Genomic DNA, 26008 nt, shown 5'->3' with positions numbered 1-26008 from the left:
GCCAGTCGGCACCGTCCGGCGGCACCTCATCCGCCCGTGACCTTCGGCGACCGTCCCGTCGCCGAAGGTCACCCCAGGCCGCCCGGCCGGTGACCGGGTGACCGTCGAGGGAACATCCCGTGGCCCCGGAGCGTTGATTCGCTCCGGGGCCACGGGCGTCCACCCCTCGATAGTCGTTTTCTCCGAGCGATGGACGTACGGCAAGATGGGGTGTATCTGCCCCCTCCCATGGCCCCGGCGACGCCGGTCCTGGGGCGGTGCCGCACACAGACCCTGATAGATCCCAATCTGCCGGACGGTTTCTCTTGGCTGAGTACATCTACACGATGCGCAAGGCGCGCAAGGCGCACGGCGACAAGGTCATCCTCGATGACGTGACGCTGAGCTTCCTTCCGGGCGCGAAGATCGGTGTCGTGGGTCCCAACGGCGCCGGTAAGTCCACGGTGCTGAAGATCATGGCCGGTCTCGAGCAGCCGTCGAACGGTGACGCGTTCCTCTCCCCCGGCTACACCGTCGGCATGCTCCTCCAGGAGCCGCCGCTGGACGAGTCCAAGACGGTGCTGGAGAACGTCCAGGACGGCGCCAAGGAGGTCATGGGCAAGCTCAAGCGCTTCAACGAGGTCGCCGAGCTGATGGCGACCGACTACTCCGACGCGCTGATGGAGGAGATGGGCAAGCTCCAGGAGGACCTGGACCACGCCAACGCGTGGGACCTGGACACCCAGCTGGAGCAGGCCATGGACGCGCTCGGCTGCCCGCCCGGCGACTGGCCGGTCACCAACCTCTCCGGTGGTGAGCGCCGTCGCGTCGCGCTGTGCAAGCTGCTGCTGGAGGCCCCCGACCTGCTGCTGCTCGACGAGCCCACCAACCACCTGGACGCCGAGTCCGTGCAGTGGCTGGAGCAGCACCTCGCGAAGTACCCCGGCACCGTCGTCGCCGTCACCCACGACCGGTACTTCCTCGACAACGTCGCCGAGTGGATCCTCGAGCTGGACCGCGGCCGTGCCCACCCCTACGAGGGCAACTACTCGACCTACCTCGACACCAAGCAGACCCGTCTCAAGGTCGAGGGTCAGAAGGACGCCAAGCGTGCGAAGCGTCTGAAGGAAGAGCTGGAGTGGGTGCGCTCCAACGCCAAGGGGCGGCAGGCCAAGTCCAAGGCCCGTCTGGCGCGTTACGAGGAGATGGCCGCCGAGGCCGAGAAGACCCGGAAGCTGGACTTCGAGGAGATCCAGATCCCGCCGGGCCCGCGCCTGGGCAACGTCGTCGTCGAGGTGAACAACCTCAACAAGGCCTTCGGCGAGAAGGTCCTGATCGACGACCTGAGCTTCACCCTGCCGCGCAACGGCATCGTGGGCGTCATCGGCCCCAACGGCGCCGGTAAGACCACCCTGTTCAAGATGCTCCAGGGCCTGGAGACCCCGGACTCCGGCACGATCAAGGTCGGCGAGACCGTCAAGATCTCCTACGTCGACCAGAGCCGCGAGAACATCGACCCCAAGAAGACCCTGTGGGCCGTGGTCTCCGACGAGCTGGACTACATCAACGTCGGCCAGGTCGAGATGCCCTCGCGGGCGTACGTCTCCGCGTTCGGCTTCAAGGGCCCGGACCAGCAGAAGCCGGCGGGTGTCCTGTCCGGTGGTGAGCGCAACCGGCTGAACCTCGCGCTCACCCTGAAGCAGGGCGGCAACCTGCTCCTCCTCGACGAGCCGACCAACGACCTCGACGTCGAAACCCTGTCGTCGCTGGAGAACGCGCTGCTGGAGTTCCCCGGCTGCGCCGTGGTCGTCTCCCACGACCGTTGGTTCCTCGACCGCATCGCCACGCACATCCTGGCGTACGAGGGCGAGTCCAAGTGGTTCTGGTTCGAGGGCAACTTCGAGTCGTACGAGAAGAACAAGGTCGAGCGGCTCGGTGCGGACGCCGCCCGTCCGCACCGCGCCACGTACAAGAAGCTCACCCGGGGCTGACCGTCGTGCGGCACCTTTACTCCTGCCCCCTGCGCTGGTCGGACATGGACGCCTTCGGCCATGTCAACAACGCGGTGTTCGTCCGCTACCTCGAAGAGGCGCGGATCGACTTCATGCGGCGGCTGGCGCCGGGGGACGGGAGCCCGTCGTTCACGGGTGGCTCGGTCGTCGCCCGGCACGAGATCGACTATGTGCGCCCGTTGGTGCACCGGCACGCCCCGGTGGCCGTCGAGCTGTGGGTGACCAAGATCAGTGCCGCGTCGATGACCGTGGCCTACGAGGTGAAGGACGAGGACAGGCTCTATCTGAGGGCCTCGACCGTCGTCGTGCCGTTCGACTTCGCCGAGGAGCGTCCGCGCCGCCTCACCGCGGAGGAGAAGGCGATCCTCACGGAGTACCTGGACGGTCGGTCGCTGGAGGAGGGAACCGTCGCGGTATGACGGTGCTGCACCTGGTCGACGCGGGGGAGGCGGCGGACCTCGCCGCCTTCCTCGCCCGGCTGATCCACTACGACCGGGCCGCGGTCGTGCGCCTGCAGGCCGGCGGCGGAGTGCTCGCCGTCTTCGGCCGCCCGCCGTCCTTCGAGGTGCTGGCCATCCGCACGGTCCGGCTCGCCGAGGACCACACCCTCGACACCACCGTCTCGGCCGGTGAACTCCTCGACGGCATCGACGAGTCGGTGGAGACGCTGACCGTGCCCGCCGGCGTCACGGGGCCGCCGTGGACCGGTGTGCTGCCGCCGCGTGGCGGCTGGCAGCGGGTGCCGGGGCTGCCGGCGCCCGAGGCACTGGTACGCGCGGTGGCCGCCGCGGTCGCCGAATTCCGCGCCCGGGCCGAGGCGTTGCCGCCCCAGCACCGCTCTCGCGCCGAACGCGACCGTATCGGCCGGGAGATCTGGTCGCGCAGCCTCGGTGACACCCACCTCCCGCTGCGCGCCGCGCACGCCGCCCAGTCGCTGGGCTTCCTCCGCCCGGCACGGACCGGGGCGCTCGCCGGGGACGGCCGTACCGCGAACGGCACTCAGGCCCCGGGTACGCGGTCCCAGCAGCTGAGTCTGCTGTCCGCGGCCGGGTGGCTGCGGCTGAGCACCCCGTACGGATCGATCGCCGTGCGGATCGGGGGCCCGGCCGGGCTCACGGGGCTGTCGGGGCTCACGGTCACGCCGGTCTGAGGCGCGTCTGAGGCGCGGGCGGTGGTGACGGGGCGGTGACGGGGGTACGGGGGGGACGGGGCGCGGGGCTGGGGCTCCCGAGTTCGGGACGACGGCCGTGGCGCCCGTACGGTGTGACGCGTTTCTCAGTGGTTCCCTGATTCCGTCCGGCCGATTCGCTGATTCAGTCCGCGGTGTTGATCATTGAGGCGGCGGCGTAGGTGAGGTAGTTCCACAGCTGCGTCTCGTGATCCTGGGACAGGCCGAGGGAGTCCACCGCGTCCCGCATATGGCGCAGCCAGGCGTCGTGCGCGGCCCGGTTGACGGTGAACGGGGCGTGCCGCATCCGCAGCCGGGGGTGTCCGCGGCCTTCGCTGTACGTACGGGGGCCGCCCCAGTACTGCATGAGGAAGAGGACGAGCCGTTCCTCGGCCGGCCCCAGATCCTCCTCGGGGTACATCGGCCGCAGCAGCGGGTCCTCGGCGACTCCCTGGTAGAAGCGGTGCACCAGGCGCCGGAAGGTCTCCTCGCCGCCGACCTGCTCGTAGAAGGTCTGCTCCTGAAGTGTGCCGCGCGGAATCTTGTTCACCCGTCCATGGTGGCAGACGCCCCGGGGTAGGACTTCGGTCGTAGGGCGGGCCTGTGGGGGGTGGTGGAAGAGGCGGGCGGGGGCGTACGAACGGGGCGCGATCAGCTGATCACGCCCCGTTCGCCCGTTGTTCGTCTGTTTCCGTCCTGTTTTCGTCCGCCGGGTCAGCCGCGGCGGACGGTCAGCGTCGTCCAGGCGCCGACGTGCACCCGGTCGCCCTCGTGGAGCGGCACCGGTACGTACGGCTGGATCGGCTCCTCGGCGAGGTTGATCGTCGTGCCGTTGGTGGAGTTCTGGTCCACTACCGCCCAGCTGCCGTCCTGCTGCTGCACCAGCAGCGCGTGCTGATGCGAGACGCCCGGGTCCTCCGGTGTGCTGCCCAGGTCGATGTCCGGGGATTCGCCGGTGCTGTTGCGGCGGCGGCCGATCGAGAGCTGGCCGTTGGCGAGCGGGAGCACCTGCTCGGGGGAGTAGGAGGGCAGGTTGAGGCCCGCCGCCTCCGGGCCGCTGCGGCCCATCATCGCCATGAAGTACTCACGGTCCGGCGCGATCGCCACCACCCAGCCATCACCGACGACCGGCGCCGGACCCTGCGGCGGCGCCACGGGGCCGGGGCCCTGGCCGGGTCCGCCGTTCCACTGCTGGTCCGGTCCGGGCGCCTGCTGCGGCGGCATCTGCTGTTCGAACGGAGCCTGCGGCGGCTGCGAGAACGGCGCGGGCGGCTGCTGCTCGAACGGGGCCTGCGGGCCGGGGCCCGGCTGCGGCGGTGCCATCGGAGCGGGTCCGGCCTGGGCGTTGCCGGGAGGCATATGGCCGACCGGCGGGGGGCCGGGCTGGGCGGCCGGCGGGGTCAGCGGCCAGTCGTCGGCGCTCTGCTGCTGTGGCCAGTCGTCGACGCTCTGCTGCTGCGGCGGCGGCCCGGGCTGACCGGCCGGGCCGGGGCCGGGCATGCCGGGCGGCGGGCTGGGCGGGCCGGGCGGCTGGCCAGGGAAACCACCGGGACCGGGTTGACCGGGGCCGACCTGGCCGGGGCCGGGCATGCCCTGGTGCGGGGGTGGAGTCGAGGGCTGGCCGGGGCCGGGGCCGGGAGCGCCTGGGCCGGGTGCGGGGGGTGGGAAGCCGTAACCGCCCTGGTTGCCCTGGGTGTCGGGGCCGGGCATGCCTTGGGGCGGGGTGGGGGCAGGGGGTTGGCCGGGGCCCGGTGCGGGCGGCGGGAATCCGTAGCCGCCCTGGCCGCCGTGCGTACCCTGGCCGCCCTGCGCGGCCGGGCCACCGGGGCCGGGCATGCCAGGGCCGGGCATGCCGGGAGGGGCGCCGTACTGCGGGCCGGGGCCGGGAGCGCCTGGGCCGGGTGCGGGGGGCGGGAAGCCGTAACCGCCCTGGCTGCTCTGGGTGTCGGGGCCGGGCATGCCTTGGGGCGGAGTGGGGGCAGGGGGTTGGCCGGGGCCCGGTGCGGGCGGCGGAAATCCATAGCCGCCCTGGCCGCCTGGGCCGCCCGGGCCGCCCTGAGTGTCGTGCGTACCGGGCACGGGCCCACCGACGGGTCCACCGGGCGGCGGCCCGGCTTGTCCCGGGGGCGGGCCGGGCTGACCGGTCGGCGGTGTGTTCAGGAAGCCGGCAGGCAGGGAGGGCGGCGGGGGGACAGCACCCGCCATTCGCTGGCCGCACACCTCGCACCAGTCTTCGGCCACCGACTGATGGCCGTTCGGGCAGGTCGGCATGTCGGATCTTCCCCCTCCGTGCCGTTCTCTCTCAGGCACACTGCTTGGTTTCGGTGTTGCTCGGTACTGATGGTGTCGGTACTGATTGTGGTTTGTTGTGGCTGTTGCTTTACGCGTTTTACGCGAATGGTGTGCGTCGAGGGCGTCCCGAGAGCTGTCTCGTCGGCCTCGGTGCCCTTCGCCGTCAGTCGCACAGTACCGGTCGCCGCATCGGCGACGCCCACCACCTTCGCAAGGAGTTTCGCCGTCCCCGTGTTCCCCGAGGTGCCGACGAGCTGCACGACTCGGCCCGGTTTCCTCACCAAACAGCCTGATACCTCCCGACTTCCGGCGGTCAGGATGCGCGTGGGGCCGATCCTGCCCCCACCGACGGCGCGGGGAACGGCACCACCGCCACCGTCACGTTGTCGTGCCCGCCGCCGTCGAGCGCATGGCCGACCAGCGCCCGGGCGGCGTCCAGCGGCCTGACGGGAGCGTCGTAGGGCAGCGCCGCGGCCATCCGCTGGGCGGTTTCGGCGTAGTTCCACAGCCCGTCCGTACACACCACCACGACACCGGGACCGTCCGGTTTGAATGTCGCGGTGTGCGGCTCTACCTCGTACGCGTCGGCGCCGAGCCAGGCGGTGATGGCGTGCGCCCGCTGATCGGCGTTCGCCTCCGCCTCGGACATCAGGTTGTTGGCGACCATCTGGGCGGCCCAGGAGTCGTCCTCGGTGAGCCGGACGGGCGGCGCCGTACGGTCGTTGGGGATCCAGTAGGCGCGGCTGTCGCCGACCCAGCCGACCGTGAGCAGCCCGCCGCCGACCACCACACCGATGAACGTGCAGGCCGGGGCGTTCTGCTGATGGTGCTCGTGATGTGCCAGGGAGGGGTCGGCAGCCAGCGCGTCGACGGCGGCGGAGGCCATCAGGGCGGCCTCGTGCATGGCCTGCTGGGGGTGGATGCCGCGCGGCAGCGAGGCGAGCAGCGCTTCGCCGGCGGCCTCCGACGCCGCCAGGGACGCCTCGTCCGGACGGGTCGCCGACGAGACCCCGTCACAGACCACCGCGGCCACGGCGGGCGAACCGTCGGGCAGCGCGGTGGCCCGGAGCGCGAAGAAGTCCTCGTTGCGATGGTGGCGGTGGCCTCGGTCGCTGACCGCCGCGATCCCCGCCAACTCGCTCTCCAGGTGGTCGCGTTCGCGGGGCCGGTCGTGGCCGCACCGGTCGCAGTAGCCGTCGGGATCCACGGTACCGGCGCGGCAGGCGGCGCAGACCGCGGAGGCCTGGGCGAGCCGGCTGAGGGCGCTCCGGGCGGGAGCGCGGTGGGCCGGGGTGTCCTGGACGGGGGTGCCGGACACCTCGGGGGCCGCGACCGGATCCTCGGCCTCCGGCGTGGCGCGGGCAGCTGCCCCGGTTGCGGCGTCGGCGACCCGTTCGTACCCGGCTACCCGGGGGTCGACTGCGTACCTGGGGACACGGGGGTCGATGGGTGGCGGCGCCGACCATTCCGGTGCCGCGGGGCCGGACGGTGCCGGGGCACGGCCCGGTGCCGACGGCGCGGGGGCGTCCCCGTACGGGAGGCGGGTCTGCGGATCCGGAGGCGGCGGCCCCACGGGGCCGGACGCGCCGGCCGCGTCAGCCGACCGGGCGGCGGTGTCCGGTACGGAGGAGGCCATCGGAGACGCCGGCGACACCGGTGGACCCGGCGGCACTGGTGGACCTGGTGGCACCGGTGGACCTGGTGGACCCGGTGGCAGCGACGGTACCGGCGGGACGGCAGGCACCCCGTACGCCGGTGATGCCGCGGAACCGTACGGCGGTGGCGCGGCAGAACCGTACTGCGGCGGCATGGCAGGACCGTACGGCGCACCGTATGGCGGCGGTGGTGCGGCAGGACGACCGTACGCCGGCGGTGTGGCCGGCATGCGCAGCGCGGTGCCGCACCGGCCGCAGAACTTGTCCCCCGCGTCGAGCGGTTCACCGCACCCGGCACACCGGACCGGCCCCGTCACACCCATGTCACACCCACGTCCTGGGGCGGAAGCGGTTGGCCCGTTCCACCAGCTCGATCCTTCTCTCGCCACGCTGCGCCAGCCGCGCCAGCAGTCGGTACGACCGCTCCAGGCCGAACCGCAGGCCGCGTTCGTCCAGTGGGCAGCCGAGCAGCTCCGGCCGCTCGCCCGTGGCTCCTACGGTGGCCCCTTCGATTTCGGTGGCTCCTTCGAATGCTCCTTCGGCCTCCGGGGCGGCGCCGTGGCTCCCGGAGAGTACCCAGTCCAGGGCGGCGCCCAGTACTTCGGTGGCGAGTTGTTCCCGGCGCTCGGCATCCAGGCCGAAGCCGGCGAGGGCCTCGACCTGTTCGGCGGCGGCCCTCAGGTCGGGCAGCAGCGCGTCGCCCGGCGCGCGCTGCCGCAGCCGGGCGCGCACCGCTGCGATCCGCGCCGGGGTGTAGTGGATCGATGCCTCCGGTACGGACTCCAGCGCCTCGACCGCGCCCGTACGGTCGCCCGCCGCCAGCCGCACCCGGGCCAGCCCGAACGCGGCGCTGACATAGCCGCGGTCGGCCGTCCACACCAGGCGGTAGTAGGCCGCCGCGTTGTCCAACTGGCCCAGCAGCTCGGCGCAGATGCCCAGGGCCAGCTTGGGCGCCGGCTCGCCGGGGAAGGCGTCGTAGACCGCGTCGAAGGCCGGTGCGGCGTCCTCGACGTCCCCGGTGGCGAGCGTCACCAGGCCGCGGTGCCACACCACCCGCCAGTCGGTGTCCCACTTCCCGGCGCCGTTCCGCGCCGCGGTCGTCCACGGCTCGGCGGGCTCCGCCGCGATCGCCTCCAGCACCGCCCGGGCCGCCGTGCCGTCGCCCGTCTCCAGGTGGGCGCGCAGCTCCCGCAGCCGGACCTCCAAGGACGTGGTGGGCGCGGAGCGCAGCGCGGCGAGCAGTTCGGCCGGGGCGGCGGTCAGCAGGCCGGCGAGCAGTCCGGCGTTCGGATCATCCGGATCCACCCGCGGCAGAGGAAGCGCGAGGGCGGCAGCCGCGACATCCAGCGGGCGCACCACCGGACCGCCGTGCCCTGCCTGCTCGGAGTGCCCTGCTCGCTCGGAGCGTTCTGCGCGCTCCGCGTACTCTGCGCCGTGCTGTGCGCGCTGTGTGCCGCGCGGTGCGCGCTTGGCGTACGCCGCGCGCCCGGCGTACCGCGTGCCGGGGGCGCGCACCGGCACCGCGCCACGCGCCCCCAGGAGCGAACTGTCCCCGTCCTGCGGGGCCATCACCTCGGTGTCCACGGCGCGCAGCTCCGGCCCGAACAGCTTGGACAGTGCCGGCCGCGGCTCGCCCGACTGGAGCGCCACCACCTCCCTCAGTACGCCCGTCAGCTGCTCGGCCATCTCCTCGGCGGACCCGAACCGGCGCTCCCGGTCCGGGTCCGTGGCGCGCACCAGCAGCCGGTGAAACGACTCATAGGTGCGGAACACCCCGATGTGGTCGGGATCAGGCAGAGAGTCCGCGAAGACGGTGGTATAGCCCTGGAAGTCGAAGGTGAGGACGGCGAGGGTGCGCGCGACCGTGTACAGATCGGATGCCACCGACGCGCCCAACTCGGCGATCTCCGGCGCCTGATAGCCGAGGGTGCCGTAGATCGGGCTCTGGTGGTCGTCCATCCGGCGTACCGCGCCCATGTCGATCAGCTTGAGCTGGTCGTGCTGCTGGATGGCGTTGTCGACCTTGAAGTCGCAGTACAGGAAGCCCCGGCTGTGCAGATGGCCGAGTGCCTCCAGGGCCTCGATACCGTACGCGCAGGCCTGCTCGACCGGCAGCGGATCGCGCCTCCCCTGGAGCGTACGCCGGCCGTTGGCTATCTCCTTGAGCGACATGCCACCGACGTACTCCATGACGATATAGCCGTCGAGGCTGCCCGTGGCCCGGTCGAGATGCTCCACGAAGTTGTAGATCCGCACGATGTTGGCGTGCTCGATCTCGGCGAGGAAGCGGCGCTCGGACATCGCCACCGAGAGCGCCTCCTCGTCCCCGGTGTCGAGCAGCCCCTTGAGGACCACCCACCGGTCGGAGACCGCGCGGTCGATCGCCAGATAGATCCAGCCGAGCCCGCCGTGCGCCAGACAGCCGACGACCTCGTACTGGCCGTGCACCATCTCGCCGGGCCACAGCTTGGGCACAAAGCTGTACGGATGGCCGCACTTGGTACAGAACCCTTCCGTCCGGCTCACCCGCCCACCCCGCGAACGGCCCACCGGCGCACCGCAGTCGGCACGGCTGCAGAACCTCTTGCGCTCCGGGACCTCCGGGTGCTCCAGCACCGCCGTCCGCGGATCGGGCCGTGGCACTTGCGGCACCGTCACCAGGCCCGCCCCCAGCCGTCCCCGCGCCGACCCGGAGGACGAGCCGCTGCCCGCGCTGCGTACCGGTACCGCCGCCTTCGCCCCGCCGCCGGAACGCGACCGTGACAGCCGGCCGGAGACCGAGCGTGCGGACGGAGAGGAGCGGTCGGACGGTGAGGAGCCTTCGGACGATGAGGGGCGTTCGGACGGCGAGGGCCGTGCGGATGTCGATAAGCGGTCGTACGGTGACGAACCGCCTGAACCACCTGAATCGCCTGAACCGTCTGAACCGGGGCCGGGGGAGGGGACCGTCAGCAGTGCCCCAGCCGCGGCCCGGCCCGCTGCTCCGGTGAGTGCCCGGCCCGTCAGGCCGGTGGGCGGTGAGGACAGCAGACCGGCCGGTGAGACCACCGGCGGCCGACCGCACCGGTCGCAGTAGAGCTCGCCGCCGCCGGCATCCTCGTACCTGCCCGTGCAGTCCCGGCGCTGGCAGCGCTCGTCGGCCCGCTCGGTCACGAATCAACCCCCTCACCCGGTGGCGGAGGCGCGCTCATCGCCTCCGCCGCGGCCTGCTGATAGCGCCACACCGCGTGCTCGGCCGCCCGCAGATCGCACGGCGCGCTCCACAGCATCCGGCGGGCCGCGTCGTACCGCTCCACCAGCAGCGGGTCCTCCCCCATGCCCTGCCGGGCCAGCTTCGCCCGGTATGCGTCCAGCCGTCCGCGCAGCTCGGCGCGGACCGCCAGCGGTGCGGTCACCGCCGTCAACGACGCGCGGGCGCGGTGGAGTTCGTCCTCGGCCCGCTCCTCCAGGCTGTCGAGCAGCGGCGAGAGGCGGTGCCACAGTGCGTGCCTGCGGTACTCGGCGGCGGTGGCCAGCTGCTCGTGCAGCGCCGTCGACGGCCCGCTGACCGCCGGTACCTCCGATGCGGCGATCTTCGCCAGCACCTCACCGCGGGCCTGCCGCGCCTCGGTCAGCGTGCGGTCGGCGCGGGAGAGCACATCGCGCAGCTGCATCAGCCGCTGCTCCGCGTCCTGCCGGACGTCCAGCACCGCCGCCACCTCCCGCCGGATGTCCTCCAGCGCCCGCGCCGCGCGGTCGTAGCGGGCGGTGTCCGGACGGCCTCCGCCGGGCGCGGAACTCCCCGTCGCCGACGACACCCAGAACGCCAGCGGATCCGCGATCACCTGGCCGCGCAGCCGTTGCAGCTCGCCCGTGATCCGCTCCAGGTCGTCGCCCGCCGGATGTTCACCGGGGCGCACACCCACCGAATGCGCCAGCGAACGCGTGCGCTGCAGCTCGGCGGAGAGCAGGTCTATCCGGGCCGGCAGCGCCGACCAGACCGCGTCGGCCGCGACGATCACATCCAGCGACCGTGCGTACAGCCCGTTCATCCGCTCGACGACGTCCTCGAGGCGGTACCGCTGGCCGGGGCCGGCCGGATCACTCCCCGGACTGCTCCCCGGACTGCTCCCCGGTCCGATCCCCGGACCGCTCCCCGGGGTGTCGGCCGTCGCGGTCGGCCCGGGTACCGTCACCGATTCGCCGTGCAGCAGCTCCGTCAGCTCCACCAGCTCCTGCGGGGACGGCCAGCGGTGCCGGGACCGCAGCTCACGCGCCGCTTCCAGGGTCGCCGCATAGGCGTCGAACAGCGACCACAGGACCGTGACGGACCGCTCCGTGGCGGCCCAGCGCTCCTTCGTGGTGCCCGACAGATCGGCGCCTTCGAGCAGCCGGCGCCCGGCGTGGTCCTGCAGCGCCAGCAGCGATGTCTCGATCGCCTCGTACTCGGCGCCGAGCCGGTCCAGGGCGCGGTCCACCTCCTCCCGGCCCAGCACCGGGGCATCGGGACTCCCCGGAGAACCGGGGGCGGGTCCAGGGACCCCCATCGATCACCTCTCCAATACGCGTACGGTGCACGGCGGTTGCTGCGACCGAGTGGCTGCCGCGGTGTCGTCGGCTCCTGCGGTCTTTCCCTTCCCCGTTCCCTCGCCCGGTCCTCCCGTTCGTCGTCCCGTCTGCCCTCCGGTTCGCCCTCCCGTTCGTCGCGGCCGCCTGTTGTCCCGTTCGCCGCCTTATGCGTTCTTCCCCCTTATGCGTTCTTCCCCCTTATGCGTTCTTCCCCAGTGAACGGCACCGGGGCGCTCCATGCGGCGATCGGTCCCGGACTCCGCTCCTTGGGGCGGTCCCGCGGCGGAACGGGCCCCATCGGCGGGTCAGTCGCTGTACTCCGGCGACGGCGGCCTCGATATTCCCGGCATATCGGCCCGTAGCCAGGTGCGATAGGCCTGCATCCAGGGGCTGTCGGGGCCCCCGTCGCCCCGGTAGTCGTCCAGGACCTTGTTGACCCGTCGCACCAGATCCGTGTCGTCCCGGTTCATCGCGACGCCGTACGACTCGTCCGTGAACGGCTCCCCTTTGAGCTCCACCGCGGGATCCTGCGCCGCCTGCGCCGCGGCCAGCGCACTGTCCGTCACCACGGCGTCCGCCGCACCCAGCTGCAGCCGTACCAGACAGTCGAGTTGGTTGGGCACCGTGAGCACGATCGCACCGTGCCGCTGTGCCGTCAGCACCGACTCGCCCGTCGAACCCGCCGCCGTGCACACTCGTTTGCCGCGCAGCGAGTCGTCGAAGGCTGTGATCTTCGACGATTTGAGGGCCAGTACCTGTTGCCCGGCCTGGAAGTACGAAGTCGAGAACGCCACCTTCCGCTTGCGCGCGCAGTTGATCGTCATGGTCCGTACGACCATGTCCACCGAGCGTTTCTGCAGCGCGGGTATCCGTTGGTTGGTCGGCACCGCCTTGAAGACGACCTTGGCGTCCGGCCCCAGGATGTCCTCGGCGATCGCCCGCGCCAGATCGATGTCGAAGCCCGCCAGCCTGCCCGTGGCCGGGTCGCGGTAGCCCCACCGGTAGGTGTTCTGGTCGACGCCGACGACCAGTTGGCCCTTCTCCTTGATCCGGGTCACCGCCGCACCCTCGGCCGACGACGGCCGCAGGCTCTCCGCCGCGTTCCGCTCCGTACACGTCGCCGCGGCCGGCGCGGCTCCCGGCGGGTACGCGTGGTGTGTGACCGGTGGCGCCGTGCCGGCACGGCCGGATCCCCCTCCCGCGGTGCCCCCGCCCAGCGCCGGCACCAGAACGGCCGCGGCCGCCGCCATCACACACATCCCCGCCGCGACCGGTGCCAGGACGGCACGCAGATTCCTCAGCCCTCGCGCGCGCATCCTCATGTCCCCCTCTCTCCGCTCACCAGGCCCCCTCACCGGTACTCCGCCAGCCTGCGGCCGATCCCCAGCACCGCGCCGACCGCGGCCAGCGCCGCCAGTGCCCCGGCGCCCACCGGCAGTCCGCCGAACGCCTCCCGTCCGTCGTCCGCCGCCGACCGGAACTGCGCCTGCTCGTGCTCCAAGGCCTTCCGCAGCCCGGCCACCACCCGGTCGAACGACTCACCGGTGGAGCCGTCCGCGCCGGTCACCTGCTCCAGCGCCCGGTCGTAATCGCCCTTCTCGTCCGCCGTCCGCGCCTCGGCATGCCGTACCTGCCACTGCCGTACGTATGTCAGCGCCTCACGCACCGGACCCCGCCCCGCCTCGTCGTCGGCCAGCGCCAGCGCCGCCCCCAGCCGGCCCGTCGCCGCTGCCGCACCATGATCGCCCGCCCCCGCCAGATCCTTCATCCCCTTACGGAAACCGGCCTCGTAGAAGTCCTGTTGGTCTTCCGTGAGCACCGCCCCGCGTGCCACCAGCGTCAGATTCTCGTCCCCGCGCGCCTGCAGCGCGTCGATCCGCGCCTCATGGAGCACGCGCAAGGACCGGACACCGTGCTCATCCGACTCCGTCAGCCCCCCGCGCGCCACCGCATGCCCCATCACCAGCCACAACAACATCGCGACGGACGCGGCCGTCGCGGCCAGCAGGCCCCGGTTGAACACCCGGTTGGTGTGCCGGTAGTGCCGCCGCTGCGCCCACCCCAGCGCACCGAGTGCCAGGACGCCGGAGGCCAGCGCGAGCCACGGCCAGGCCTCGGCGCTGGCGTAGTCCGCGGCGAGCCGATCCGTCTCTGTGTCGTACAACGCCCGGGCCGCCGGGAGAAGTTCCGTACGCATGCGCTCATTCGCATACCGCAGATACGCGCCGCCCAGCGGCAGCCCCTGGCGGTTGTGCGCCCGCGCCGTCTCCACCAGTCCCGTGTAGCGCGGAAGTTGCCGGCTGAGGCGGGAGATCTGTGCGGCCGCGCCGTCCGGGCCCCGCCCGTTCCGCGAGGCCTTGACCAGCAGTTCCCCCGCCGTCGCGATATCGCGGTCATAGCGCTCGCGGATCGCCGCACTGTCTTCCCCGCCCATGAGGAACCCGACCGCGGCCGCCGTGTCCGCGTCCGCCAGCGACCGGTAGATGCCGGCCGCGACCGCCGTCAGCGGCTGGCTGTGCTCCACCACATCGTCCGCGGCGGCCGCCCGCTCCGTGACCTGCCAGGCCGTGGTCGCACCGAACACGACGACCAGCAGCGCGAGTACGGCACCGATCACCCGCAGCCGGCCCGGCTCGGTCGTCGCGGCGGCCCGCAGGTCGTCCAGGCCCTCGGCCCAGGCCGGCCGGCGATCCGGCATGGGCGGTGACACGCTGCTGGTCGAGGCGGATGACGCGGACGGCACGGAACCTCCCCCTGGTCGCTGACTGCGGTCCGGCCTCCGCGCCCGACGCCCGAGAGCGTTCATGGCGGGGACCGGTGCATGGGCAGCAGTATGTCCGCCGCCACCGACAAGCACACCGGTATTGACCTGATCTTGTACGGATCACGGTCGGTGAGGGGGGCCAACTCTCCTGCGCCGAAGCCGCGACGGGCCCGGGCCGCCCGCTCGCCGGCACCCTGCCCGACACCTCAACGGCGCATGCCGTGGTCTCACACGCCCTCATTTTCACCCCCGTGCGCCCTGCCAAGCGCACCCTCTCTCCATTACTCTAAGTGACGAAAGTCGAGCTCGACGGCTACAGACATCACAGCGAACGGCGTGGACCAACCACGCTTCATGAAACGGAGGTACCGGCATGCGCCGCATGACCACACTCTTCGCCCCTCTCAGGGCAGCCGCGTCCCGAGATGCCGCGGTCGCCGTAACCACCACTCCGGCCAGTGGTTTCCTCACCATCGGCGGTACCACGTACATCGACCCGGGCGGCGGCAGCTACCCCATCGACCACCGCGTCGACGGCTGCGCGACCCTCGTCGTCAACGACACCGACCGCCTCATCACCATCCTCACGGAGCGCAACCACCATCCGCCCTCGCCAGGCCCGGGCCACGCCCCGCCTCCGGCCCTCGTCCTCGCGCCGGGCGAGCGCACGGAGACACGGACGGGGGACAGTGTGCACGTCGACTGAGACAGCCCTACCCCCAAGTCCCCCGCAATCGCAGGTAGGCGTCCGCCTGTGCGTCCGCCCGGTCCAGGGCGGTGAGGGCGGCGCCCAGCACCGGTGGTGCGGTGACGACATGGGGGAGCGCCTTCGGGGCCTGTTCCGAGAGGAGCTGGAGGACCCGGTCGTGGAGGAGGGGATGGCGGGCGGCCAGCACGCTGCCGCCGAGGACTACGGGCGTGGGTTCGCCGAGGAGGCCGAGGCGTCGCAGGGAGACGGTGGCCATGAGGGCGATCTCCTCGGCCTGGCGGGCGACGATGGCGCGGGCCACCGGATCGCCGGTGGTCGCCACGGCGAAGAGGACGGGGGCCAGTTCGTGGCGGCGGTGGCGGGGGATACGCCGCAGGTGGAGCTCCTCGATCAGCGCCTGCATGGTCGTCAGACCGAAGTGGGCGGGCAGCGCACGGGCCAGCTCGGTCGGGGTGCCGCGGCCGTCCTCGGCGCGGGCCGCGAACCACAGGGCCTCCTTGGCGAGGCAGGCACCGCCACCCCAGTCGCCGGAGATCCGGCCGACGGCCGGGAAGCGGGCGGTGGTCCCGTCGTGGCCGAGGCCTGCGCAGTTGATGCCGGTCCCGCACACCACGGCGACGCCCACCGTTGCCCCGTCGTCCGGAAGGCCGGCCCGCAGGAGGGCGAAGGTGTCGTTGCGGACGGAGACCGCGTGCGCCCAGCCGCGGTCGGCGATCTCGGTGGTGAGGGCTGTCTCCTCGACGGGGAGGTCGGCGTTGGCGAGGAAGGCGCAGAGGTGGTCGACGGGGCCGCACCCGGTCAGCCCGGCCTGGCCGAGGGCGGATTCCACCAGCGGCGTCAGGGTGTCGACCGCGCGGCCGACACCCGTCACCTGCGGCCGGAAGCCGCCGCCGCGGGCGGTGCCGAGCAGTCTGCCGTCCGTGGCCACTAGTGCCACATCGGTCTTGCTGTTGCCCGCGTCGACGGCGAGCGCCGTGCCGGTCAGGCCCACGTGAGGTGCTCCCGGTTGTGCGCGATCAGCTCGTCGGTGAGGCGGTCCGCGTAGTCGGTCTGGCCGATGAGGGGGTGGGCGAGGAGGGCGGAGAACACCCGGTCCCGGCCGCCCTTCAGCGCCGCTTCCAGGGCCAGTTGTTCGTAGCCGGTGACGTGGGCGATCAGGCCGGTGTAGAGGGGTTCGAGGGGGCGTACGGGCAGAGGGGCGGGGCCGGCGGAACCCACCGTGGCGGGGACCTCGATCACCGCGTCGTCGGGGAGGAAGGGCAGGGTGCCGTTGTTGGACGCATTGACGATCTGGACGTCTCCGGTGTCGCCCAGCAGAGAGGAGGTGAGAGCCACGGCGGCCTCGGAGTAGAAGGCGCCGCCGCGCCGGGAGAGGAGCTCCGGCTTCTCGTCGAGGGCGGGATCGGCGTACAGGCCGAGGAGCTGTCGCTCGATGGCGGCGACCTCGGCGGCACGGGAGGGTTTGCTCCGCAACTCCTCCACCACCGCGTCGTGTTGGTAGTAGTAGCGCAAGTAATAGGAGGGGACGGTGCCCAGACGGTCGAGGAGCGAGCGGGGCAGGCGCAGATCGCCCGCGATGGCGTCACCGTGTTCGGCGAGGAGCTTGGGGAGGACGTCCTCGTCGGCGACGCGTACGGACCGCTCCCAGGTGAGGTGGTTGAGACCGATGTGCTCCAGCTCGACCTGCTCGGGGGAGACCCCCAGCAGTTTCGCGAACTTGCGCTGGAAGCCGATCGCGACATTGCACAGACCGACGGCCTTGTGGCCGTGGGTGAGCAGTGCGCGGGTGACGATGCCGACCGGATTGGTGAAGTCGACGATCCAGGCGTCCGGGTTGCGGCGGCGCACTCGTTCGGCGATGTCCAGGACGACGGGCACGGTGCGCAGCGCCTTGGCGAGGCCGCCGGCGCCGGTGGTCTCCTGCCCGACGCAGCCGCACCCCAGCGGCCAGGTCTCGTCCTGGTCGCGGGCGGCCTGCCCGCCGATCCGCAGTTGCAGCAGTACGGCGTCGGCGCCGTCGATCCCGGCGTCGAGGTCAGCGGTCCAGGAGACGGTGCCCGGGTGGCCCTGCTTGGCGAAGATCCGCCGGGCCAGGCCGCCCACCAGCTCCAGCCGGTCCAGCGCCGGATCGATCAGGACCAGCTCCGCCAGCGGCAGGACGTCACGCAGCCGTGCGAAGCCGTCGATGAGTTCGGGGGTGTAGGTCGAGCCGCCGCCGATCACGGCGAGTTTGACGCGGGGGCGCGGGGAACGTCCAGCAGGAGACGGCAGCATGCTGCATCAGCCCTTTACTCCGGTGCGGGTCGGGTGACGCCTTCCATCACTCGGTGCGAAAGCGAGCCAACTGATCACTTACCTATAGCAGTTGGCTCGATCTGGCAACACATGGCCCACAATCCGATGGGCCAGGCCCCCGTCGGGAACGGGGAGCCTGGCCCATCGGCCCGCGACACGGGAGCGGGCTACTTCTCCAGCTTCGAAGGGGGTGAGATCGGTTCGGCGGCCCGGGACTGGGGGGACAGGGGGTTGTTGAGTGCCGAGGGGGCCGAGACGCCGGCGGAGGGGTCGGCGGCCGTGGGAGCCTCGGCGTCCTCGGGCTCGGGGCGAGGGGCGAGGTGGATACCGGCGGCGTCGAGGGCGTGCTTGATGCGCCAGCGCAGCTCGCGCTCCACGCCGAGCGCCTTGCCGGGCATGGTCTTGGCCGAGACGCTGAGGGTGACGGTGTCCAGGTGCACCTCGCTGAGGCCCAGCACCGCCACCGGCTCCCACAGCTGCTCGTTCCAGGGCTCGTCCTTGGACATCTGCTCGCCGGCGGCGGTGATGATCTCGCGGGCCCGCTCCAGGTCCTGGTCGGCGGCGATCACGACGTCCACGGCGGCCGTGGACCAGCCCTGGCTGAGGTTGCCGATCCGCTTGACCTCGCCGTTGCGGATGTACCAGATCGCGCCGTTGGGGCCGCGCAGCTTGGTGACGCGCAGGCCGACCTCGATGACCGTACCGGTGGCCACGCCCGCGTCGATCTCGTCGCCGACGCCGTACTGGTCCTCAAGGATCATGAAGACCCCGGAGAGGAAGTCGGTGACGAGGTTGCGGGCACCGAAACCGATGGCGACGCCGGCCACACCGGCGCTCGCCAGCAGCGGCGCCAGATCTATCCGCAGGACGGAGAGCACCGTCAGCGCCGCCGTGCCCATGATCACGAAGGATGCGACACTGCGGAGCACCGAGCCGATGGCCTCCGAGCGCTGACGGCGGCGTTCGGCGTTGACCAGCAGACCGCCCAGCGCGGTGCCCTCGGCGGCGGCCGCGGTGCGGTTCATCCGCTCGATGAGCTTGGTGATCGTGCGGCGTATCACATGCCGGAGCACCACCGCGATCACGATGATCAGCACGATTTGCAGGCCGGACGTGAGCCACGTGCCCCAGTTCTCCTGCACCCAGCCGGCGGCGTTGGTGGCCTCCTTGGCGGCCTCGTCGAGCGAGGTCGGACCGGTTGGGCCGGGCGCGGTGGCGCTCAGGGGCGCGCCGGCGACCGACGAAACGGACCAGAACACAGTCGAATCCTCCGTGTGGGACAGTCACCCGGAACCATGGTGGAACTCCGACCACCGGGCTGATTCACCACACTAACGGGGCAACGGGGACGGTCCGTGCCCGTGTTCGAGGGGTGGGGCCCCGGGCGGCCGGAATGAGCCGTATTCGGAGGCGCGTGCGGAGTGTGGGAGAAAACACCTCGGACCCGTTACTCGGTCATGGTGGCGCTCCGACCAGGCACCGGGGGACACTGTGGGGAGATCGTCCCGGCGCGAGCCACGCGCCGCCGGCGTACAAGGAGGCACCCGTGCCGCATGTCCTGGTCCTCAACGCGTCGTACGAGCCGCTCGGCGTCGTACCGCTCCGCCGCGCGCTCATCCTCGTCCTCAATGAGAAAGCTGTGAGTCTCGAGGAGTCCGGCGCCCTGATGCACAGCGCGACCCGTGTCATCCCCGCTCCGAGCGTGGTCCGCTTGAAGCGGTTTGTGCGGGTGCCCTTTCGCGGCCCCGTGCCCCTGACCCGCCGGGCACTGTTCGCTCGTGACGGCGGGCGCTGTATGTACTGCGGTGGCGTCGCAACCAGCGTCGACCACGTCATCCCGCGCAGCCGCGGAGGTCAGCACACCTGGGAGAACGTCGTCGCCGCCTGCCGGCGCTGCAATCACGTCAAGGCCGACCGCCATGTCGCCGAGATCGGCTGGCGACTGCGTCATCCGCCCGCCCCGCCGTCAGGTCTGGCGTGGCGGATCATCGGCACGGGTCATCGCGATCCGCGCTGGCTGCCGTATTTGCAGCCATATGGCGCGGATGACGCGTTGGCCCGGATCGATGCCGTTTCGGCGTAGAGCCGGGCTTTTCCGTACGTGCAGGTGTAGCAGATGTCAGCAGGTGCCAGCAGGTGTCACGGCGTACGGGCGTACGGGCCGGGTTCGTCCGGCATGCCGACGGATCCCCACCGTCCCGGCCCCACGCCCCGCTCTCCGCCGCTCACGTCCCTCGCTCCGCGGCTCACGCCCCTCTCGCCGCGGTCCACGTCCGCCGGCAGCGCCCTATCGCCAGGACACTCCCTAGTCGCGGGCAGAGCCGGATGCGACCGCGTATGCCTCGACCGACCACAGGGAGTAGCCGAACTTCGTCGCCCGCTTCTCCCCCTGAATGCGGACGAACCGCACATTCTCCGCGTCCATTCTGACCGACTCGCGGCCGCCCTTGCCGTCCCGTACCACCGCCGCCGTACGCCAGCTGTGGCCGTCCGGGGAGACCTCGACGCGGTAGCGGGCCGCATGGGCGTCCTGCCAGTTCAGGACGAGCCGGCCGAGGCGGGTCGGGTGGGCCAGCGCGAACTGGAGCCAGGCGCCGTCGTCGGCGGGCGAGGACCAGCGGGTCTTCGGATCGCCGTCGGTGGCCGCGGAAGCCGGGAAGCCGGCGGTCTCGTCCCCGGACGAGGTGGCGACCGTGCCGCGCGCCAGGTCCGCCCCGCCGGTGCGCGGATAGGCCCGTACGGTCAGTGTCCGCTCCTCTCCGCCGACGGCCACCGGGATCTCGTACGTCCCGGAGGGGGCGGACTCGGGGACGTCCACCGTGATCCGGGCCGTCGCGGTGCCGCCCCGGGGGGCGGTGACCTCCTCGGGCGCGTGCACGGTGAAGCCCTTGGGCGCCTTGACCGCCAGCCGCTCCCGGATGTCGCCGGGGCGGCGGGAGAAGATCCGCGCATCGACCGTCACCCTCCCGCCGGTCTGCGCGTCCGCTTCCTTGCGGGAGAGCTCCAGACCGGCCGGCGCGGTGTCGCCGAACCACGGGGTGAGCGCGTGCACGGACGGCGCCTGGGCACCGTCCGCCCAGGTCAGCCGGACCGCGTCGGCACGCAGTCGCGGCGTACGGGACTCCGTCCAGCCGGTCGGTGAGAGCCCGCCGAGGCGGCGCCAGCCCTCGCCGGGAACGTGCGCCTCCAGGGAGACCGCACCCACGGACGGGCCCGGGTCGGTCAGCGCGGTGACCGCGGCCAGTGGACGGGGCCGCTCGAAGGGGACGGTGAGGGACGTCGGATGGGCGGCCTCGGTCGGGTGCGGGGCATCGTGTCCGGCGCCGGTCCAGGCGTCGGCCTCCAGCATCGCCCGGTCCAGGAAGGGGGTGAGGACCCCCTTGCCGACGGTCGCCGGACTGTCCGCGATCGCCTTGCGCAGCCCCACCACCTCGCGCTGCGCGGACCAGGCGGCGGTGCCGTCGCTCCGGGCCTGCGCCAGCAGCGTGTCCACGGCCTGTTCGCCGGCTCGGCCGTAGCGCGCCAACTGCTCGGCCCAGGGCCGTATTTCGTCGGCCAGATCGGAGGTGAGCTCCTTGGGTGCGGTGCTCATGGTGCGGAAGGCGTCGCGCAGCGCCCGGGCCGCCTCGGCGTAGTCCTCGTCCGTGCCGGGACGGCCCCCACTGACCGCCGCCTCCCTGGCCTTCCAGAAACGGTCGATCAGCGGCCGCAGATACGCCGACTCGTCCTTGTCGAGCAGCGACGAGGCGGCGTTGCCGGCGAGCGCGTGGAGCGCGGCCCGGGTCTGCCGGTCGCCGCCGGCCAGGTCGCCGATGGCCGCGTGCCAGGACTCGGCCGGGCGGTAGTGGCGCGGGTTCCACGCGTAGTCGGCGGCGGTGAACAGCGGGATACGGGACGCCAGCGGCTGCTGCATGGCGTTGGCCAGCAGCGCCGCCGAGCCGGTGGCGACGGCCGGCTCCCGGCCGCGGTACGGGCCGAGGAAGATCCGGTCCTCGGCGTAGTCGTTGACCGGGTAGTTGTCCATGGTCACCAGCGGGTGCCCGAACGCCTCCCGGGCGGTGGAGAGTTCCCCGCCGGTGATGGTCCGCGGGACCACCCCGACGCCCGTCCAGGCCACCTCGACCCGGCTGCCGAGCGCGTCGGCCAGCGCGCCCCGGTACGCCGTGGCGCCGTCCTGGTAGTACTCGGTCGGCATCAGGGACAGCGGCGCGGAGCCCGGGTACCGCTCCCGGAGGTGCTCGGCGAGCGCGTTGGCGACCCGGGCCTGAGCCCTGGCGGCGGCCCGCGGACCGGTGCCGAACGCTTCCACGTCGGCGTCGCAGTGCCACTCGTGGTAGCTGACGTCCTGGAACTGGAGCTGGAACGCGCGCACGCCCAGCGCCCACATCGCGTCCACCTTGCGCCGCAGCGCCCGCAGGTCCTCCTCGGAGGAGAAGCACATCGCCTGGCCGGGGGCGAGCGCCCAGCCCAGCGTGAGGTGGTTGGCGCGGGCCCGCTCGGCCAGCGCCCGGAATTCGGCACGCTGCCCGGCCGGGTACGGCTCGCGCCAGCGCGCCTGGCGGTACGGGTCGTCGCCGGGCGCGTAGAGGTACCGGTTCTGCTTCGTACGGCCCATGAAGTCGAGCTGGGCGAGGCGCTGGGCCTGGGTCCACGGCCGGCCGAAGAACCCCTCGGCGGTGCCGCGCACCGCCGTGCCGGGCCAGTCCCGTACGGCCACGGACGCCAGCTGCCGGCTTCTGCCCTCCCCGGTGGTGACCAGCTGTCGCAGCGTCTGCGCGGCGTGGAACAGGCCGTCCGGGCCGGCACCGGCCAGCGCCACGGTGTCGCGGCCGGCGACCTGGCCGACGGCGAGCCGGTAGCCGCCGGAGGGCAGGTCCCCGCGGGCCGGTGCGCGCAGTGCGCTCAGCGCCTCCTCGGCCTGCTCGCCGCCGACCAGGATCACCGGCCCGTCCGCGGGCGGTCGCTCGCCCGGCGCGATCTGCCGGACCGTGCGCACCCCGGCGTCCCGCAGCAGGCCGCGCACCACGTCCAGCGCGTACGGATCGGCGTCCTGCGCGGCCACCACCGCCGCCTCGTCGCCCAGCGGCACCGCGTCGCCGAGCTCCCGCAGCGACTGGGGGCGCGGCCAGACGGTCGGCGCCCGGCCCGCGCTGATCGGCCGGTTGTCCGGCCCGCCGGGCCGGTCCGGCCGGTCTGTCCGGTCCGGCTGGTCGGGGGCGCCGAGGACGGGGTCCGCGGGGCGTCCCGTCGCGGCCTGGGCGCTGGGCACCCCGCCGAGCAGTCCTCCGATGACCGCGGCGGCCAGCGCGGTGGTTCCCGCGGCCCGTGCCCGGGCGCCCGCGCCGCTCCCCCTGCCGCTCCTACCGATACCGGTACCGATTCTTCCGACGCCCCACACGCCCCGGCCTCGCACGGCTGCTCCTCGTCCCCGTCCCGCTGTCCACCGGTCCGCACCGGCGCCGCCCCGTAGGTCCCACTGTTCTCCCCGCCGGCGCCTGTTCGGACAGGTCTTCGGCCGTGAGCCCACCATTCTGGCGGTGAGGGTGTCAACAGGGGGGTGGCGGGGTCCGGGCGGCATGTACCGGGTGTCCCGGGTGAGTGGGGATGCGCGGTCGGCGGACGGCCCGTAGAACTTCCGCAGAACTTCCGGCGCGGTGCCGAATCTTCCGCCTTCTGTGCGCCTACTGGTGTCCCGAACCGGGAAATCGCCTGCGTGAGCGTAGTGTGACGTGGGTCACGTTTCGTGGGTGCAGGCGTCTGCGATCGTGACGAGTGGGTAGGGCCCACGTGTCCCATTACCGATGAACGGGAGGCCCTCGTGGCCGCGTCCGCTCAACTGCTCCTCGACGCGCTCTCCGCGAAACCGGGAGGCGCGACGGAGGAGCCCGACCCCTTCGCCGGAGTGTCCGACCCCGATTCCGGCCTGGACGGCTCCGGCTCCGCCAGCTTCGTCGAGCCGCCGCTGACCAGCGAGCCCCCGCTCGCCGACGCCGCCCCGCTGACCAGCGAGGTCCCCATCGCCGCCGAGCTGCCGCTCACCAGCGAGCCGACAGCCGCCGGCCTGGGGACGGAGTCCATGGAGGTCTGACGGCCCATGGGCCGCGCGCGGCTCGCCCGGTTGCACGGTATCGCCACGTCGTACGAACCGTCGCCGGGCAGAAGCGTTCAGATCGGCGAGGACACCGTCGTCGCCGTGCTCGCCGCACTGGGAGTCGACGCCTCGACCCCGCGGGCCGTACGTACCGCGCTGGCCGCCTACGAGGACGGTCCGGGCCGTGCCCTGCTTCCCCGTACGGTCGTCATCCGGGCCCGCCGGCCACCGGGCCGCCCCACACCTCTTGACCGCTCCGGCGGCCCCACACCTGTTGACCGCTCCGGCCTCCCCGGACCTCTTGGCCGCTCCGGTTTCCCCGACCTCTCCGGTCTCCCTGAAGGCACCGTCCTACGGGTGGAGACCGAGGACGGGAGGACGGGCGAGGAGGCGGCCGGGACGAGGGGCAGGAGGGGGACGGGAGGGGCGATCCCGGAGATCCCAGCGGGTGCGGACCTCCCGGAGACCCTGGCCCGCCTGCCCCTCGGCATCCATCTGCTGCACGCCCGGGCCCCCGGCGGCCGCACCGCCACCGCCCGGCTGATCGTCGCGCCCGACCGGGTTCCCGCGCCGCCCGGCCGCAGTCACGGCTTCCTGGTGCAGCTCTACTCCCTGCTCTCCCGGCAGTCCTGGGGCATGGGCGATCTCGGGGACCTCACCGACCTCGCCGCCTGGTCCGGGCGCGCCCTGGGCACCGGCTTCATCCAGCTCAACCCGCTGCACGCGGCCGTCCCCGGCCCACCCGCCGACCCGTCCCCCTACCGCCCCTCCTCGCGCCGGTTCCCCGACCCGGTCCATCTGCGGATCGAACACGTCCCGGAGTACGCCCTGCTGTCCGGCCCCGCTCGGTCGCGGGCCGACGCGCTTGCGGCGCGCGCTCGTGCGCTCCGCGCGGAGGTGCTCGAAGGGGGCGCGCTGATCGACCGGGACGCCGTATGGGTGCTCAAACGGGAGGCCCTGGAGCTGCTGTGCGCGGTACCGCTCACCCCGGGCCGCCGGGCGGCGTACTGCGACTTCCTCGCCGAACAGGGCCAGGCGCTGGAGGACCACGCCACCTGGTGCGCGATCGCCGAGCGGCACGGCACCGACTGGCGCGCCTGGCCCGCCGCGCTGCGCGATCCACGGTCCACGGGCACCGCCCGCCTGCGGCCGCGGCTGCTCGACCGGATCGACTTCCACTCCCGGCTCGCCTGGTACACCGATCAGCAGCTGGCCGCCGCCCAACGGGCGGCGCGGGACGCCGGAATGGACATCGGTCTGGTGCACGACCTCGCCGTCGGCGTGCACCCGTCCGGCGCCGACACCTGGGCGCAGCAGGACGCCTTCGCAGCCGGCATGTCCGTGGGGGCGCCGCCCGACGCCTTCAACTCCCGGGGCCAGGACTGGGGCCTGCCGCCCTGGCGCCCGGACGCGCTGGCCGCCGCCGGCTACGCCCCGTACCGGGAGCTGCTGCGCGCCGTGCTGCGGCACGCCGGCGCACTGCGCATCGACCATGTGATGGGGCTGTTCCGGCTGTGGTGGGTCCCGGAGGGCCGCCCGCCGACCGAGGGCGCCTATGTGCGCTACGACGGTGAGGCGATGCTCTCGGTGCTGGCCCTGGAGGCGCACCGGGCCGGCGCCGCGGTGATCGGTGAGGACCTGGGCACGGTCGAGCCGGGCGTGCGCGGCGCACTCGCCGAGCGCGGCGTGTTGGGCACGTCGGTGCTGTGGTTCGAGCGGGATTACGGGAACGGGGGCACCGGGAACGGGGACACCGGGGACGGGCACGCCGGGGACGGGCACGCCGGCGGCAACGGGGACACCGGCAGTGCGGAACGGCAGGCAGGGCGGGAGGCGGAGCAAGGGACGGCGGGCCGGGCGGCGGCTGCCCCTGACTCCGCTTCCGACACCGCCCCCGACAACGCCGCCGAGGCCCGGATCCTCGCCCCCGACGAGTGGCGCAGCGCCTGTCTCGCCACCGTCACCACCCACGACCTTCCGTCCACCGCCGCCCGGCTGACCGGCGAAGACGTCGCGCTTCGCGAGCGGCTCGGGCTGCTGGCCGGGCCGCCGGAGCGCGAGCGGTCCCGTGCCCGGTACGAACTCGCCGAATGGCTGGGGGAGGTGGCGCGGCTCGGGCTGCTGCCGGAAGGTGCCGGTGACGAGGAGGCGGCGGTCCGCGCCGTACACGGCTTCCTGCTGCGCACCCCGGCGCGGATGGTCGGGGTGTGGCTGCCGGACGCGGTGGGGGACCGCCGTCCCCAGAACCTTCCGGGAACATGGGACGAGTACCCCAACTGGCGCCTCCCGATCGCCGGCCCCGACGGACGTCCGCTGACCCTTGAGGAACTGGCGGCATCGCCCCGATTGCACGCCCTGATGCGGGTGTTCGCCGCCATGGACCGGTGACGCCGATCGCGCCCCGGTGGTACCCCACTACCGTCCACCGCCGTCCACCGCCGTCCACCGCCGGCCCCTGTGGTGGCGGTGACCGCGGGAGCACCATGACCGCTGTG

18 protein-coding genes and 1 pseudogene are annotated in these 26008 nt (G+C 72.9%); 7 read left to right on the top strand and 12 right to left on the bottom strand.

Annotated features, from left to right (window positions below; all coding sequences use genetic code 11):
• The first annotated feature begins 305 nt into the window (after positions 1–305).
• From ettA to ACFY12_RS27165, 3 genes are read left to right on the top strand one after another with little or no spacing between them, the layout of a single operon-like run.
• A complete protein-coding gene (ettA, locus tag ACFY12_RS27175; RefSeq protein ID WP_390718510.1) occupies positions 306–1970 on the top strand; it encodes an energy-dependent translational throttle protein EttA in 1665 nt (554 codons plus the stop codon).
• A 5-nt stretch (positions 1971–1975) separates the two neighbouring features.
• On the top strand, positions 1976–2410 hold the full coding sequence (locus ACFY12_RS27170) for an acyl-CoA thioesterase (RefSeq protein ID WP_390718509.1): 435 nt from the start codon (positions 1976–1978) through the stop codon (positions 2408–2410).
• Entirely contained in the window at positions 2407–3141 is a 735-nt protein-coding gene (locus ACFY12_RS27165; RefSeq protein ID WP_390718508.1) for a hypothetical protein, read from the top strand. The genes ACFY12_RS27170 and ACFY12_RS27165 overlap by 4 nt, the downstream gene beginning before the upstream one ends.
• Before the next feature lie 163 nt (positions 3142–3304).
• On the opposite strand, the gene ACFY12_RS27160 is transcribed toward ACFY12_RS27165, so the two are convergent.
• The 8 genes and pseudogenes from ACFY12_RS27160 to ACFY12_RS27125 all read right to left on the bottom strand — a co-directional run bounded on the left by ACFY12_RS27160 (position 3305) and on the right by ACFY12_RS27125 (position 14352).
• On the bottom strand, positions 3305–3709 hold the full coding sequence (locus tag ACFY12_RS27160) for a globin (RefSeq protein ID WP_390718507.1): 405 nt from the start codon (positions 3707–3709) through the stop codon (positions 3305–3307).
• A 164-nt stretch (positions 3710–3873) separates the two neighbouring features.
• The gene (locus ACFY12_RS27155; RefSeq protein ID WP_390718506.1) at positions 3874–5118 is read right to left on the bottom strand and encodes an FHA domain-containing protein; all 1245 of its coding nucleotides are present in this window, start codon (positions 5116–5118) and stop codon (positions 3874–3876) included.
• Between the two features lie 425 nt (positions 5119–5543).
• Positions 5544–5726, bottom strand: a pseudogene (locus tag ACFY12_RS27150) (hypothetical protein); the annotation flags it as partial.
• Positions 5727–5764: 38 nt separating this feature from the next.
• Complete coding sequence (locus tag ACFY12_RS27145; protein ID WP_390718505.1) at positions 5765–7429, bottom strand: protein phosphatase 2C domain-containing protein; 1665 nt, start codon at positions 7427–7429, stop codon at positions 5765–5767.
• Between the two features lies 1 nt (position 7430).
• Complete coding sequence (locus ACFY12_RS27140) at positions 7431–10259, bottom strand: tetratricopeptide repeat protein (protein ID WP_390718504.1); 2829 nt, start codon at positions 10257–10259, stop codon at positions 7431–7433.
• A complete protein-coding gene (locus ACFY12_RS27135; protein ID WP_390718503.1) occupies positions 10256–11632 on the bottom strand; it encodes a hypothetical protein in 1377 nt (458 codons plus the stop codon). Before ACFY12_RS27135 ends, ACFY12_RS27140 begins: the two co-directional genes overlap by 4 nt.
• Before the next feature lie 327 nt (positions 11633–11959).
• Positions 11960–12970 (bottom strand): glutamate ABC transporter substrate-binding protein, encoded by a 1011-nt coding sequence (locus ACFY12_RS27130; RefSeq protein WP_390718531.1) that lies wholly within the window; start codon positions 12968–12970, stop codon positions 11960–11962.
• Between the two features lie 35 nt (positions 12971–13005).
• Positions 13006–14352, bottom strand: a complete 1347-nt coding sequence (locus ACFY12_RS27125) for a hypothetical protein (RefSeq protein ID WP_390718502.1) — start codon at positions 14350–14352, stop codon at positions 13006–13008.
• 448 nt (positions 14353–14800) lie between these two features.
• On the opposite strand from ACFY12_RS27125, the gene ACFY12_RS27120 reads away from it, so the two are divergent.
• Positions 14801–15124, top strand: a complete 324-nt coding sequence (locus tag ACFY12_RS27120) for a hypothetical protein (RefSeq protein ID WP_390718501.1) — start codon at positions 14801–14803, stop codon at positions 15122–15124.
• Between the two features lie 7 nt (positions 15125–15131).
• On the opposite strand, the gene ACFY12_RS27115 is transcribed toward ACFY12_RS27120, so the two are convergent.
• From ACFY12_RS27115 to ACFY12_RS27105, 3 genes are all read right to left on the bottom strand, one after another.
• Positions 15132–16118: an N-acetylglucosamine kinase gene (locus ACFY12_RS27115; RefSeq protein WP_390718500.1), complete on the bottom strand. Its 987-nt coding sequence runs from the start codon at positions 16116–16118 to the stop codon at positions 15132–15134.
• Positions 16109–17401 carry a 6-phospho-beta-glucosidase gene (locus ACFY12_RS27110; RefSeq protein ID WP_390718499.1) on the bottom strand — a complete coding sequence of 431 codons (1293 nt, stop codon included), beginning with the start codon at positions 17399–17401 and terminating at the stop codon, positions 16109–16111. The genes ACFY12_RS27115 and ACFY12_RS27110 overlap by 10 nt, the downstream gene beginning before the upstream one ends.
• Positions 17402–17589: 188 nt before the next feature.
• Positions 17590–18681 (bottom strand): mechanosensitive ion channel family protein, encoded by a 1092-nt coding sequence (locus ACFY12_RS27105; protein WP_390718498.1) that lies wholly within the window; start codon positions 18679–18681, stop codon positions 17590–17592.
• A 287-nt stretch (positions 18682–18968) separates the two neighbouring features.
• Between ACFY12_RS27105 and ACFY12_RS27100 the strand changes: the two genes are divergently transcribed.
• Entirely contained in the window at positions 18969–19505 is a 537-nt protein-coding gene (locus tag ACFY12_RS27100) for an HNH endonuclease (protein WP_390718497.1), read from the top strand.
• Between the two features lie 222 nt (positions 19506–19727).
• Here the strand turns inward: ACFY12_RS27100 and ACFY12_RS27095 are convergent, their stop codons facing one another.
• On the bottom strand, positions 19728–22790 hold the full coding sequence (locus ACFY12_RS27095) for a beta-N-acetylglucosaminidase domain-containing protein (protein ID WP_390718530.1): 3063 nt from the start codon (positions 22788–22790) through the stop codon (positions 19728–19730).
• Positions 22791–23240: 450 nt separating this feature from the next.
• Between ACFY12_RS27095 and ACFY12_RS27090 the strand changes: the two genes are divergently transcribed.
• Both ACFY12_RS27090 and malQ read left to right on the top strand, forming a co-directional pair.
• Entirely contained in the window at positions 23241–23510 is a 270-nt protein-coding gene (locus ACFY12_RS27090) for a hypothetical protein (protein WP_390718496.1), read from the top strand.
• 6 nt (positions 23511–23516) lie between these two features.
• The gene (gene malQ, locus ACFY12_RS27085; RefSeq protein ID WP_390718495.1) at positions 23517–25901 is read left to right on the top strand and encodes a 4-alpha-glucanotransferase; all 2385 of its coding nucleotides are present in this window, start codon (positions 23517–23519) and stop codon (positions 25899–25901) included.
• The last annotated feature ends 107 nt before the right edge of the window (positions 25902–26008 follow it).

Source organism: Streptomyces sp. NPDC001339 (genome assembly GCF_042895955.1).
Taxonomy (GTDB): domain Bacteria; phylum Actinomycetota; class Actinomycetes; order Streptomycetales; family Streptomycetaceae; genus Streptomyces.
Note: the sequence above shows the minus strand (reverse complement) of the source record. Positions and strands in the feature narration are given on the sequence as shown.

Coding starts and splice junctions, on each gene's coding strand:
- ACFY12_RS27165 (WP_390718508.1), top strand. CDS start 2,407: ATGACGGTGCTGCACCTGGTCGACGCGGGGGAGGCGGCGGACCTCGCC.
- ACFY12_RS27145 (WP_390718505.1), bottom strand. CDS start 7,429: ATGGGTGTGACGGGGCCGGTCCGGTGTGCCGGGTGCGGTGAACCGCTC.
- ACFY12_RS27135 (WP_390718503.1), bottom strand. CDS start 11,632: ATGGGGGTCCCTGGACCCGCCCCCGGTTCTCCGGGGAGTCCCGATGCC.
- malQ (WP_390718495.1), top strand. CDS start 23,517: ATGGGCCGCGCGCGGCTCGCCCGGTTGCACGGTATCGCCACGTCGTAC.
- ACFY12_RS27110 (WP_390718499.1), bottom strand. CDS start 17,401: ATGCTGCCGTCTCCTGCTGGACGTTCCCCGCGCCCCCGCGTCAAACTC.
- ACFY12_RS27120 (WP_390718501.1), top strand. CDS start 14,801: ATGACCACACTCTTCGCCCCTCTCAGGGCAGCCGCGTCCCGAGATGCC.
- ACFY12_RS27155 (WP_390718506.1), bottom strand. CDS start 5,118: ATGCCCGGCCCCGACACCCAGAGCAGCCAGGGCGGTTACGGCTTCCCG.
- ACFY12_RS27125 (WP_390718502.1), bottom strand. CDS start 14,352: ATGCCGGATCGCCGGCCGGCCTGGGCCGAGGGCCTGGACGACCTGCGG.
- ACFY12_RS27130 (WP_390718531.1), bottom strand. CDS start 12,970: ATGCGCGCGCGAGGGCTGAGGAATCTGCGTGCCGTCCTGGCACCGGTC.